Below are 11,767 nucleotides of genomic sequence, written 5' to 3'. Positions count from 1 at the left end.
AAACAAGATGTTACAGCCTAAAAAGACAAAATTCCGTAAGCAACAGAAGGGTCGTATGAAAGGTAATGCCGGAAGAGGGCATCAGCTTTCTAATGGTACTTTTGGTATCAAATCATTAGATTCTAACTTTCTTACGTCAAGACAAATAGAAGCTGCACGTATTGCTGCCACACGTTTTATGAAGCGTGAGGGTTCATTATGGATTAGAATATTTCCTGATAAGCCTATCACAAAGAAGCCTCTTGAAGTACGTATGGGTAAAGGTAAAGGTGCTGTTGAATATTGGGCAGCTGTCGTTAAACCTGGCAGAATGCTTTTTGAAATAGGGGGTGTTGCTGAGCCTGTAGCGCGTGAGGCGTTACGTTTAGCTGCTCAGAAGCTTCCGGTTAGAACAAAATATGTAGTGGCTCGGGATTATCAAGCTGACTAAATTCTAGAAAAATGAAACAATCAGAAGTAAAAGAACTATCTGTAGCAGAATTACAGGAAGAGTTAGTAAAAGCTAAGAGAGCTTATTCAGACTTAAAAATGGCTCACGCTATTTCTCCTTTGGAAAATCCCATTCAGCTTAGAGGTCTAAGAAGATCTGTAGCGCGTATCGCTACTGAGCTTACAAAACGAGAATTACAATAATGCTGCTTAAGATGGAAAAAAGAAATTTAAGAAAAGAACGTATAGGTGTCGTTACCAGTAATAAAATGCAGAAATCTATTGTGGTTTCTGAGGTTAAGAAAGTAAAGCACCCTATGTATGGTAAATTCGTTTTAAAAACGAAAAAATACGTAGCACACGACGAGCAAAATGACTGCAATATTGGAGATACAGTAAAGATCATGGAGACTAGACCTTTAAGTAAATCTAAGAGTTGGAGACTTGTAGAAATCATTGAAAGAGCTAAGTAATTATGTTACAACAAGAATCAAGGTTAAGAGTAGCTGACAACACCGGGGCAAAAGAAGTTTTGACTATCCGTGTGTTAGGAGGTACAAAGAGAAGATATGCTTCTGTAGGTGATAAGATTGTTGTTTCTGTAAAGGATGCAACTCCAAACGGCCAAGTTAAAAAAGGTGCTGTTTCTACTGCAGTAGTTGTGCGTACACGTAAAGAAGTGCGTCGTCCTGACGGATCTTACATCCGTTTTGATGATAATGCTTGTGTACTTTTAAATGCTCAGGGAGAAATGCGCGGTACTCGTGTATTTGGTCCTGTTGCAAGAGAGCTTCGTGAGAAACAATTCATGAAGATTGTATCATTAGCACCAGAGGTGCTTTAATACAGTATTAAGATGACAAAGCTTAAAATAAAAGTTGGAGATACCGTTCGTGTTACTGCAGGTGATCATAAAGGTCAGGAAGGTAAGGTGCAGCGTGTATTTAAAGATAAGAACAAAGCGATCGTTGAGGGGATTAATTTAGTTTCTAAACACGAGAAGCCAAGTGCTTCTAATCCTCAAGGTGGTATCGCAAAGAAGGAAGCTGCTTTACATATTTCTAACCTGTCATTAGTTGATGGTAATGGTGATGCTACTCGTGTAGGTTATCGTGTGGAAGGTGATAAGAAAGTGCGTTTTTCTAAAAAATCAAATGAAGTAATTTAGTTATGGCTTACATTTCAAGACTAAAGACAGAATATAAAGAGCGCGTTATTACGGCTCTTACTGAAGAATTTGGGTATAAGAATGTTATGCAAGTACCTAAATTGAAAAAGATTGTAATCTCTAGAGGTGTTGGTGCTGCTGTTGCTGACAAGAAGTTGATAGATTATTCTGTAGAAGAATTAACTACTATCGCTGGTCAACGTGCAGTTGCTACAATGTCTAAGAAGGATGTTGCTGCTTTTAAACTTAGAAAAGGTATGCCAATTGGAGCTAAAGTTACTTTGCGTGGTGAGCGTATGTATGAGTTCTTAGATCGTTTGATCACATCGGCATTACCTCGTGTAAGAGATTTTAACGGTATAAATGCAACGGGTTTTGATGGTCGTGGTAACTATAGTTTAGGTATCGAAGAGCAAATCATATTTCCTGAAATAGATATTGATAAAGTGCGTAAAATTGAAGGTATGAATGTTACCTTTGAAACTTCTGCTGAAACCGATAAAGAAGCAAAAGCATTATTAACTCAATTGGGGCTACCCTTTAAAAAGAAGTAATTATGGCAAAAGAATCAATGAAAGCTCGCGAGAGAAAACGTGAGAAACTTGCAGCCAAATATGCTGAAAAAAGAAAAGCCTTAAAAGAGGCTGGTGATTATGAAGCATTGCAAAAGCTGCCTAAAAACGCATCTCCTGTACGTCAACATAACCGTTGCAAACTAACAGGGCGTCCTAAGGGATATATGAGAACTTTTGGTATTTCACGTGTTATGTTTCGTGAGATGGCTAATCAAGGTCTTATACCAGGTGTTAAAAAAGCCAGCTGGTAAACTAAGAATAAACTGGTTTTAGGTTCGTTATTAAATAGTTTAGTGATGAAAACCAAAACCGCAATCTAATATAAATGTATACAGATACTATTGCAGATTTTCTAACTAGGATTAGAAACGCAGCGGCAGCAAACCACAGAGTTGTGGAGATACCTGCTTCAAACTTAAAAAAAGAGATAACTAAGATCTTATTTGATCAAGGTTACATTTTGAGTTACAAATTTGAAGACAAAACGGCTCAAGGCACAATTAAAATTGCTTTGAAGTATGATAAAGAGACTAAAGAGTCTGTTATCAAAAATATTCAGAGAATAAGTAAGCCTGGTTTACGTAAATATTCATCTTCTAAAGATGTGCCACGTATTCTTAACGGTTTAGGAATCTCTATTGTTTCTACTTCAAAAGGAGTAATGACAGGAAAGCAAGCTCAAAGTGAGAATGTTGGAGGCGAAGTACTTTGCTACGTATATTAATCAGTTAAAAGAACAGAGCAATGTCAAGAATAGGAAAAAACCCAATTACAATACCTTCTGGAGTTACTGTAGAAGTAGCTGAGGGTATGATTACTGTAAAAGGAAAGTTAGGAGAGCTTAAGCAAGAGTATTCTAACATAGATATTAAGATTGAAGAAGGTGTTATTACGTTAGAGCGTTCTTCTGAGAAAAAAGATGATAAAGCTAAGCATGGTCTTTATCGTGCACTTATTGCTAATATGATTGAAGGTGTGGCTAATGGTTATACTAAATCTTTAGAATTAGTAGGTGTAGGTTATAGAGCTAGCAACCAAGGTCAGAAATTAGATATGGCTCTTGGATTCTCTCACAATATTGTGTTAGAGGTAGCTCCTGAGGTTACAGTCGAAACTGTAACTGAAAAAGGAAAAAATCCGATAGTAAAATTAACTTCTTACGACAAACAATTAGTTGGTCAGGTTGCTGCTAAGATTAGAGGCTTCCGTAAGCCAGAGCCTTATAAAGGAAAAGGTATCAAGTTTGTAGGAGAACAAATTAGAAGAAAAGCAGGTAAGTCTGCATAATATATAGCGATATGGCATTTTCAAAATACACAAGAAGAAATAAGATACGTCGCAGAATTCGTAAGTCACTTACTGGTACTGCAGAGCGCCCGAGACTTTCTGTATATAGAAGTAATAAAGAGATTTACGCACAAATTATAGATGATACTACTGGTAAGACTTTAGGTGCTGCGTCTTCAAGAGATAAGGATTTTTCTGCAGAAGGAAATAAGGCAGATGTTGCTAAGCTGGTAGGTAAGGCGATTGCGGAGAAAGCTAAAGAAGCTGGTATAGAAGCTGTAGCTTTTGACAGAGGTGGGTATCTATATCATGGAAGAGTAAAACAATTAGCAGAAGGAGCCCGAGAAGGCGGATTAAAATTCTAAGAAGTTATGTATCAAAAATATAAAAACGTAGAGTTAGTAAAACCAAGTGGATTGGATCTTAAAGATCGTTTAGTTGGTGTTCAACGTGTTACTAAGGTAACAAAAGGTGGTAGAGCTTTTGGATTTTCTGCTATTGTTGTTGTAGGTGACGAGAGTGGTGTTGTAGGTCAGGGTCTTGGTAAATCTAAGGATGTTGCTAGTGCAATTGCTAAGGCAGTAGAAGACGCTAAGAAAAACTTAGTACGTATCCCTCTAAATAAGAGTACTATTCCTCATGAGCAAAAAGGAAAATATGGTGGAGCTCGTGTTCTGCTGATGCCAGCTGCTCCTGGTACCGGTGTTATTGCTGGTGGTGCAATACGTTCAGTTCTTGAATCTGTAGGTATTCATGATGTACTTTCAAAAAATCAAGGATCTTCTAACCCGCATAATGTGGTAAAAGCTACCTTTGATGCTTTATTGCAATTACGTAGTGCAGAGACTGTGGCTAAACAAAGAGGGATTTCTCTTGAAAAAGTTTTTAAAGGATAATTTTTAAGACAATGGCAAAAATTAAAGTAACTAAGGTAAAGAGTGCTATTAATCGTACTCAAAACCAGAAGAGAACTCTAGAGGCGTTAGGTCTTAGAAAAATGGGCCAGGTTGTTGAGCATGAAAACACTCCGAACATCTTGGGAATGATTAATAAAGTAAGTCATTTAGTTTCTGTAGAAGAAGCTTAAATATAAATAGAAATGGGTTTAAACAGTCTAAAACCGGCAGCAGGCTCGGTAAAAAAGAACGACAGCAGGCGAGGTCGTGGTGAAGCTACAGGAAATGGTGGAACCGCTGGCCGTGGGCACAAAGGTGCGAAGTCAAGATCAGGATATTCTAAAAAAGTAGGTTTTGAAGGTGGGCAAATGCCCCTTCAAAGACGTGTTCCTAAGTTTGGTTTTACAAACATTAACCGTAAAGAGTTTACAGGAGTAAACCTTGATACACTACAAGAATATGTTGACGCTGGTAGAATCAAAGATGAAGTTACCATTGATGTTTTAGTACAAAACAGACTTGCCGGGAAAAATGATCTTGTGAAGATATTAGGTCGTGGTGAGTTAAAAGCTAAATTGAAGATTACAGTTCATAAATTTACAGCCTCAGCACAAAAAGCTATAGAAGCGGCAGGCGGAGAAGCAGTAACTTTATAACACAATCAGCATGAAGGCTATAGAAACGATTAAAAATATTTGGAAGATTGAAGAGTTAAAGAATCGTATTCTTTTAACCCTAGGTTTACTTTTAGTATACCGTTTTGGGGCTCAAATCGTACTTCCGGGTATTGATGCATCTCAGTTAGCCAATTTGTCTGCTCAAGCAGACGGTGGATTACTTGGATTATTAAACGCATTTACAGGAGGGGCATTTTCTAATGCCTCTGTATTTGCATTGGGTATTATGCCTTACATATCTGCCTCAATTGTAGTGCAGCTTATGGGTATAGCGGTACCTTACTTACAGAAACTTCAAAAGGAAGGTGAGAGTGGCCGTCGTAAAATTAATCAGATTACACGCTGGTTAACCATTGCGATTACGCTTATTCAGGGTCCTGGTTATATTACAAATTTGTTCAACATTCTTCCTCCGGAAGCATTTGTTATGGGAAGTAATGTAACTTTTATAGTTTCTTCGGTTATTATTCTTACTACAGGTTGTATTTTTGCAATGTGGTTAGGGGAAAAGATCACTGATAAGGGTATTGGTAATGGTATCTCACTATTAATTATGGTGGGTATTATTGCGCGTTTACCTCAGTCTTTTCTTCAGGAATGGGTTTCAAGAGTTTCAGAATCTAATGGAGGATTAATTATGATCCTTATAGAATTAGTGATTTGGTTTGTAATCGTTTTGCTATCTGTACTCCTTGTAATGGCCGTACGTCAAATACCTGTGCAATATGCTCGTAGAACTGCTAGTGGTAGTTACGAGCGTAATGTTTTTGGTAGCCGTCAGTACATTCCTTTAAAATTGAATGCTTCAGGAGTAATGCCTATCATTTTTGCTCAGGCAATTATGTTTATTCCTGGTGCGGTTATTGGACTTTCAGAATCTCCAATGGCTCAAAGCATAGCATCTCAATTTACTAACATCTTTGGATTTTGGTACAACTTAGTATTTGGTTTATTGATAATCATTTTTACGTATTTCTATACGGCGATTACAGTGCCAACTAATAAAATGGCTGATGATCTTAAAAGAAGCGGAGGTTTTATCGCGGGTATTAGGCCGGGTACTGAGACTTCTGAGTATTTAGATCGAATTATGTCTCAGATTACACTTCCGGGTTCTGTGTTTCTAGCCCTTATCGCTATTTTCCCAGCAATTGCAGTTAGTGTTTTAGGGATGCAACAAGGATGGGCTTTGTTTTACGGTGGAACGTCATTGCTTATCTTAGTAGGTGTAGCTATCGATACTATGCAACAAGTGAATTCATACTTGTTGAATAGACATTATGATGGCTTAATGAAAACTGGTAAAAACAGAAAAGCAGTAGCATAATGGCAAAACAACAAGCAATAGAACAAGACGGTTCAATTATTGAAGCATTGTCTAACGCAATGTTTCGCGTTGAGCTAGAAAATGGTCACATCGTGACTGCGCATATCTCAGGTAAGATGCGCATGCATTATATAAAATTACTACCTGGGGACAAAGTAAAACTTGAAATGAGCCCATACGATTTATCTAAGGCTCGTATAACTTATAGATACTAGTAAGATGAAAGTAAGAGCATCAGTAAAGAAAAGAAGTGCAGACTGCAAAATTGTGCGTCGCAAAGGAAGATTATACGTTATTAATAAAAAGAACCCTAAGTTCAAACAAAGACAAGGTTAAGGATTATGGCTAGAATTGCAGGGGTAGATATCCCAAAACAAAAAAGAGGTGTAATCGCTTTGACGTACATCTTTGGAATCGGAAAAAGTAGAGCTGAGAAAATATTATCTCAAGCTGACGTTGATGAGAATTTAAAAGTAAACGAGTGGGATGATGATCAAATAGGTCGTATTCGTGAAGCTGTAGGTACTTATAAGATTGAAGGTGAACTTAGAAGTGAAGTTTCTATGAGCATCAAACGTCTTATGGATATTGGTTGCTACCGTGGAATCAGACATCGTTCTGGTTTGCCATTACGTGGACAACGTACTAAGAATAACTCAAGAACCCGTAAAGGGAAGCGTAAAACGGTTGCTAACAAGAAAAAGGCAACTAAATAATAAGTAACAATGGCAAAGCAAAACACTAAAGGTGGAGGAAAAAACGCGAAAGCTGGTAAAGGAACCAAAAAGCGTAAAGTAATTGTTGAGTCTGTAGGTGAAGCACATATTGCGGCATCTTTCAACAACATATTGATTTCTTTGACTAATAAGAAAGGTGATGTTGTTTCTTGGTCTTCAGCCGGTAAAATGGGTTTTAGAGGTTCTAAGAAAAATACTCCTTACGCTGCACAGCTAGCTGCGGAAGACGCTAGTAAAGTAGCTCACGAAGCTGGTTTACGTAAAGTAAAAGTTTACGTTAAGGGGCCAGGTAACGGTCGCGAATCTGCAATACGTTCTATCCACAATAGTGGTATCGAAGTAACGGAAATTATTGATGTTACTCCATTACCGCACAACGGATGTCGTCCTCCTAAACGAAGAAGAGTTTAATTAATTTTTTTATATCACTCGGGGAATATTGATTTTGCGAAGGACTAGACCTTAATTCCTTAATCACCCCACTAATAAACATTATAATGGCAAGATATACCGGTCCCAAGACTAAAATCGCTCGTAAATTTGGTGAAGCGATTTTTGGAGATGACAAATCTTTTGAGAAAAGAAACTATCCTCCAGGTCAACACGGAAACAACAGACGCCGTGGTAAAAAGTCTGAATATGCTATACAGCTTCAAGAGAAGCAAAAAGCAAAATACACTTATGGAATTTTAGAAAATCAATTCCGTAATATGTTTGAAAAAGCAACACGTGCTACCGGAATTACTGGGGTTGTATTATTGCAACTTTGTGAGTCTCGTTTGGATAACGTTGTTTTTAGAATGGGTATTGCTCCATCAAGAAGAGCAGCTCGTCAATTTGTTTCACACAGACATATCACTGTTAATGGTGAATTAGTGAATATCCCATCTTATCAAATTAAGCCTGGAGATGTTGTTGCTGTACGTGAAAAATCTAAATCATTAACTGCAATCCAAGATTCTCTTGCTAATGCAAGTCACGTTTATGAGTGGATTACTTGGAACAATGATTCAAAACAAGGTACTTTCGTTTCTATACCTGAGCGTATTCAGATTCCAGAAAATATCAATGAGCAGTTCATTGTAGAATTGTACTCTAAATAATAATAACAACTCTTAGAAAACATAATATGGCATTACTAAATTTCCAGAAGCCTGATAAGGTCATAATGATTGACTCTACTGACTTTGAAGGTAAGTTTGAATTCAGACCTTTAGAGCCAGGTTACGGTTTAACTGTGGGTAACGCGTTACGTAGAGTTTTGCTTTCTTCATTAGAAGGGTTTGCAATTACTTCAGTACGTGTTGAAGGAGTTGACCATGAGTTTTCAACTATTGCAGGAGTTGTAGAAGACTTTACAGAAATCATTCTTAATCTTAAACAAGTACGTTTTAAAAGACAAATTGATGAGATTGATAATGAAACTGTAACTATTTCGGTTTCTGATAAAGAACAATTAACTGCAGGAGATTTTCAGAAATTTATTTCTGGTTTCCAAATTCTTAATCCTGACTTGGTGATTGCCAATATGGAGAAGAAAGTTAATATCAATATGGAGATCACGGTAGAAAAAGGTCGTGGTTATGTTCCTGCGGAAGAGAACAAAAAGCAAAATGCACCTGTCGGTACTATTTTTACAGATTCAATTTATACTCCAATAAAGAATGTAAAGTATAGTATAGAAAATTATCGTGTTGAACAAAAAACTGATTATGAAAAATTAGTTTTTGAAATCATCACTGACGGTTCTATTCATCCTAAGGATGCTTTGACTGAAGCTGCAAAAACTTTGATTCACCACTTTATGTTATTCTCTGATGAGCGTATCACCCTTGAGGCTGATGAAATTGCTCAGACTGAAACATATGATGAAGAGTCATTACACATGCGTCAGTTGCTTAAGACAAAATTAGTTGACATGGATCTTTCTGTTCGTGCTCTTAACTGTCTTAAAGCTGCAGAAGTAGAAACTTTAGGAGACTTAGTTTCTTACAACAAAAACGATTTGATGAAGTTCCGTAACTTCGGTAAAAAATCTCTTACAGAGCTTGAAGAGCTTGTAAATGTAAAAGGTTTGAATTTCGGAATGGACCTATCAAAATATAAATTAGATAAAGACTAGTAATACTCCATAATTTGCTCCTCAAAAAGGGTTGAGCAAGATGGATGTTAAATTTTAAAATGTCATGAGACACGGAAAAAAGAATAATCATTTAGGACGTCAGACAGCACATAGAAAATCTATGCTAGCTAATATGGCTTGTTCACTAATTGAACACAAGCGTATTAATACAACTGTGGCAAAAGCAAAAGCTCTTAAGCAATTTGTTGAGCCTTTAGTTACAAAATCTAAAGAAGATACTACTCACAATCGTCGTATTGTAATGAGTAAATTGCGTCAAAAGGATGCAGTTGCAGAACTCTTTAGAGATGTTGCTGTCAAAGTAGGTGACCGTCCAGGTGGTTATACTAGAATTATAAAATTAGGAAATCGTCTAGGAGATAACGCTGATATGGCGATGATCGAATTGGTTGATTATAATGAAATTTATAACTTAGGGAAAACTAAGAAAAAATCAACTCGTAGAGCAGGTAAAAAAGCTGCAACATCTACAACAACTGAAGCTCCTGCTAAAGAAGTAAAAGCTAATGACGAAGAAGAATAAAAACATATTTGTTTTTTAACTTTAAAAAAAGGATAAGCCTTAGGGCTTATCCTTTTTTTATTTTATATAACCTTAAAATCTAACTATTATGCGCAAAAGTTTTTTTATCGTTTTTGTATGTCTATTCTCTTATTCGCTGGTACTTGCTCAAGAAGAAGACCAAGCTAGATTAGTAAATAATCCAGATCAATTACTTTCTGTGTCTAATGGTGTTAGAAACTCATATGGATCTTTACGAAGTATACCTCCTGTAACCCGAGTTGAAGGTTCTCCTTATCTTTTTGATGACTGGCTTCATACTGCAAGAGTATATGCTAAAAATGGGCAATTGTATATGGTTGAGAATGTTAATTTAGATATGCAAAATCAAGCTTTTGTAACTAAAGTTGCAAAAGACTCCCTTTTTACTTTTCAATTTAACGAGATCAATTTTTTCGAAATTAACGGGAAAAAGTTTGAAAGTATTTTTACAAAAGATGGTAGAAGAATTTATGAGATAGTATCAGATAATGGAGAAGAGCGTTTATTAAAAGCTTACTCGGTGAAGCTCGTACCCAGTTCTCCAGATCCTATGAAAAATAGACCATTTGATAAATATGTTCAAAGAGAAAACTACTATTTTGAAAAAGATGGTAAGGTTTCTATGCTTTCTTTGAGGAAAGGAAAGGTTTTAAGAACTTTTGATTTAGAAAAGAACAATCAAAAAACATTAGAAAAATTTGTTGAGAAAAATGATTTATCCTATAGTGATGAAAAAGATGTCATAAAAATGATAGATTTTATTAGCACGTTGTAGGTGTATAATTTTTCTTTTTATCACACTTGAATTAATTTTGCCAAAAATTTATAGATGAAATACCAAACCAATAGAAAAGCCCTTTTGATTTTAGCTGACGGAACAATATTCTACGGAAAATCTGTGGGTAATAAAGAAGGAACTGCCTTTGGAGAAGTTTGTTTTAATACCGGTATGACCGGTTATCAAGAAATATTTACAGATCCTTCTTATTTTGGTCAGCTTATGGTGACTACAAATGCTCACATAGGTAACTATGGAGGTAATAACGAAGAGACAGAATCTGATACTGTAAAAATTTCAGGACTAATCTGTAAGAATTTCAGTTATAACTATTCAAGAATTCGTGTTGACGAATCTTTAGAAGATTTTCTTAATAAGAATAAGTTATTTGTAATTTCAGATGTAGACACCCGCGCCCTTGTTTCATATATAAGAGACCATGGAGCTATGAATGCTGTAATCTCAACAGACGTTAATAATATTGAATCGCTTAAAAAACAATTAGCATCTGTGCCTAATATGCACGGTCTTGAGTTAGCCTCAAAGGTTTCAACTAAAGAGCCGTATTATTTCGGAGACGAAAATGCTAGTTATAAAGTAGCAGCGATAGATCTTGGTATTAAGAAGAATATTTTACGCAATATGGCTAAGCGTGATATGTATATCAAAGTATTCCCTTATAATGCCTCTTTTGAAGAAATGAAAGCTTGGAATCCTGATGGTTTCTTTTTATCTAATGGACCTGGAGATCCAGAACCTTTACACGAGGTTATTGAGACAGCAAAGCAAATATTAGATGCAGATATGCCATTATTCGGCATATGTCTGGGGCATCAAATTATTGCTTTGGCAAACGGAATAAGCACTTTTAAAATGCATCATGGCCATAGAGGTATTAATCACCCTGTTTTAAATCATGGTACAGGCAAAGGAGAGATTACTTCTCAGAACCATGGTTTTGCTGTAAATTATGAAGAAGCAATTCAGAATCCTAATATTGAAGTAACCCATAAACATCTTAATGATCAGACCGTAATGGGGCTGAAAATGAAAAATAAAAATTGTTTTTCTGTTCAGTATCATCCTGAAGCTGGTCCCGGACCAAACGACGCTACATACTTATTTGATGAGTTTGTGCAACGTATGACTATAGAAACTGTTTAAACAAAAAATCCCGACTACTTGCCGGGATTTTTTTTGTGTTAA

General features: G+C 36.3%; 23 protein-coding genes. All 23 read left to right on the top strand.

The window, feature by feature from the left end; genetic code table 11:
• The first annotated feature begins 7 nt into the window (after positions 1-7).
• The 23 genes from rplP to carA all read left to right on the top strand — a co-directional run bounded on the left by rplP (position 8) and on the right by carA (position 11,725).
• Positions 8-430: a 50S ribosomal protein L16 gene (gene rplP, locus DSM03_RS13440; RefSeq protein WP_072984087.1), complete on the top strand. Its 423-nt coding sequence runs from the start codon at positions 8-10 to the stop codon at positions 428-430.
• An 11-nt stretch (positions 431-441) separates the two neighbouring features.
• On the top strand, positions 442-633 hold the full coding sequence (gene rpmC / locus DSM03_RS13435) for a 50S ribosomal protein L29 (protein WP_009779189.1): 192 nt from the start codon (positions 442-444) through the stop codon (positions 631-633).
• Between the two features lie 11 nt (positions 634-644).
• The gene (gene rpsQ / locus DSM03_RS13430; RefSeq protein WP_040533212.1) at positions 645-902 is read left to right on the top strand and encodes a 30S ribosomal protein S17; all 258 of its coding nucleotides are present in this window, start codon (positions 645-647) and stop codon (positions 900-902) included.
• A gap of 2 nt (positions 903-904) precedes the next feature.
• Entirely contained in the window at positions 905-1,273 is a 369-nt protein-coding gene (gene rplN / locus DSM03_RS13425; RefSeq protein ID WP_009779191.1) for a 50S ribosomal protein L14, read from the top strand.
• 12 nt (positions 1,274-1,285) lie between these two features.
• Positions 1,286-1,597, top strand: a complete 312-nt coding sequence (gene rplX, locus DSM03_RS13420) for a 50S ribosomal protein L24 (protein ID WP_128762274.1) — start codon at positions 1,286-1,288, stop codon at positions 1,595-1,597.
• 2 nt (positions 1,598-1,599) lie between these two features.
• Entirely contained in the window at positions 1,600-2,151 is a 552-nt protein-coding gene (gene rplE, locus DSM03_RS13415; protein ID WP_128762273.1) for a 50S ribosomal protein L5, read from the top strand.
• Positions 2,152-2,153: 2 nt separating this feature from the next.
• On the top strand, positions 2,154-2,423 hold the full coding sequence (gene rpsN, locus DSM03_RS13410) for a 30S ribosomal protein S14 (RefSeq protein WP_128762272.1): 270 nt from the start codon (positions 2,154-2,156) through the stop codon (positions 2,421-2,423).
• Positions 2,424-2,497: 74 nt separating this feature from the next.
• Entirely contained in the window at positions 2,498-2,896 is a 399-nt protein-coding gene (gene rpsH, locus DSM03_RS13405) for a 30S ribosomal protein S8 (RefSeq protein ID WP_073100089.1), read from the top strand.
• A 20-nt stretch (positions 2,897-2,916) separates the two neighbouring features.
• A complete protein-coding gene (gene rplF, locus DSM03_RS13400) occupies positions 2,917-3,459 on the top strand; it encodes a 50S ribosomal protein L6 (protein WP_128762271.1) in 543 nt (180 codons plus the stop codon).
• A gap of 11 nt (positions 3,460-3,470) precedes the next feature.
• Complete coding sequence (gene rplR / locus DSM03_RS13395) at positions 3,471-3,824, top strand: 50S ribosomal protein L18 (RefSeq protein ID WP_128762270.1); 354 nt, start codon at positions 3,471-3,473, stop codon at positions 3,822-3,824.
• Positions 3,825-3,830: 6 nt separating this feature from the next.
• The gene (gene rpsE, locus DSM03_RS13390; RefSeq protein WP_073100092.1) at positions 3,831-4,355 is read left to right on the top strand and encodes a 30S ribosomal protein S5; all 525 of its coding nucleotides are present in this window, start codon (positions 3,831-3,833) and stop codon (positions 4,353-4,355) included.
• Between the two features lie 11 nt (positions 4,356-4,366).
• The gene (gene rpmD / locus DSM03_RS13385) at positions 4,367-4,546 is read left to right on the top strand and encodes a 50S ribosomal protein L30 (protein WP_128762269.1); all 180 of its coding nucleotides are present in this window, start codon (positions 4,367-4,369) and stop codon (positions 4,544-4,546) included.
• A 12-nt stretch (positions 4,547-4,558) separates the two neighbouring features.
• Complete coding sequence (gene rplO / locus DSM03_RS13380; protein ID WP_128762268.1) at positions 4,559-5,011, top strand: 50S ribosomal protein L15; 453 nt, start codon at positions 4,559-4,561, stop codon at positions 5,009-5,011.
• Between the two features lie 10 nt (positions 5,012-5,021).
• On the top strand, positions 5,022-6,359 hold the full coding sequence (gene secY / locus DSM03_RS13375) for a preprotein translocase subunit SecY (protein ID WP_128762267.1): 1,338 nt from the start codon (positions 5,022-5,024) through the stop codon (positions 6,357-6,359).
• Positions 6,359-6,574, top strand: a complete 216-nt coding sequence (gene infA / locus DSM03_RS13370) for a translation initiation factor IF-1 (protein WP_028376332.1) — start codon at positions 6,359-6,361, stop codon at positions 6,572-6,574. The genes secY and infA overlap by 1 nt, the downstream gene beginning before the upstream one ends.
• A gap of 4 nt (positions 6,575-6,578) precedes the next feature.
• Complete coding sequence (ykgO, locus tag DSM03_RS13365) at positions 6,579-6,695, top strand: type B 50S ribosomal protein L36 (RefSeq protein WP_009779203.1); 117 nt, start codon at positions 6,579-6,581, stop codon at positions 6,693-6,695.
• 5 nt (positions 6,696-6,700) lie between these two features.
• Positions 6,701-7,075, top strand: coding sequence for a 30S ribosomal protein S13 (gene rpsM / locus DSM03_RS13360; protein WP_128762266.1), 375 nt, complete (start codon positions 6,701-6,703; stop codon positions 7,073-7,075).
• A gap of 9 nt (positions 7,076-7,084) precedes the next feature.
• On the top strand, positions 7,085-7,507 hold the full coding sequence (gene rpsK / locus DSM03_RS13355; protein WP_073100097.1) for a 30S ribosomal protein S11: 423 nt from the start codon (positions 7,085-7,087) through the stop codon (positions 7,505-7,507).
• Between the two features lie 86 nt (positions 7,508-7,593).
• Positions 7,594-8,199 carry a 30S ribosomal protein S4 gene (gene rpsD / locus DSM03_RS13350; protein ID WP_128762265.1) on the top strand — a complete coding sequence of 202 codons (606 nt, stop codon included), beginning with the start codon at positions 7,594-7,596 and terminating at the stop codon, positions 8,197-8,199.
• 26 nt (positions 8,200-8,225) lie between these two features.
• Positions 8,226-9,218 carry a DNA-directed RNA polymerase subunit alpha gene (locus tag DSM03_RS13345; protein WP_072984068.1) on the top strand — a complete coding sequence of 331 codons (993 nt, stop codon included), beginning with the start codon at positions 8,226-8,228 and terminating at the stop codon, positions 9,216-9,218.
• 64 nt (positions 9,219-9,282) lie between these two features.
• The gene (gene rplQ, locus DSM03_RS13340; RefSeq protein WP_128762264.1) at positions 9,283-9,762 is read left to right on the top strand and encodes a 50S ribosomal protein L17; all 480 of its coding nucleotides are present in this window, start codon (positions 9,283-9,285) and stop codon (positions 9,760-9,762) included.
• 88 nt (positions 9,763-9,850) lie between these two features.
• On the top strand, positions 9,851-10,558 hold the full coding sequence (locus DSM03_RS13335; RefSeq protein ID WP_128762263.1) for a hypothetical protein: 708 nt from the start codon (positions 9,851-9,853) through the stop codon (positions 10,556-10,558).
• Positions 10,559-10,612: 54 nt separating this feature from the next.
• Positions 10,613-11,725, top strand: coding sequence for a glutamine-hydrolyzing carbamoyl-phosphate synthase small subunit (carA, locus tag DSM03_RS13330; RefSeq protein WP_128762262.1), 1,113 nt, complete (start codon positions 10,613-10,615; stop codon positions 11,723-11,725).
• Positions 11,726-11,767: the final 42 nt, after the last annotated feature.

Source organism: Leeuwenhoekiella aestuarii, assembly GCF_004104055.1.
Taxonomy (GTDB): Bacteria; Bacteroidota; Bacteroidia; order Flavobacteriales; family Flavobacteriaceae; genus Leeuwenhoekiella; species Leeuwenhoekiella aestuarii.
This window is presented reverse-complemented; position numbering and strand designations above follow the sequence as displayed.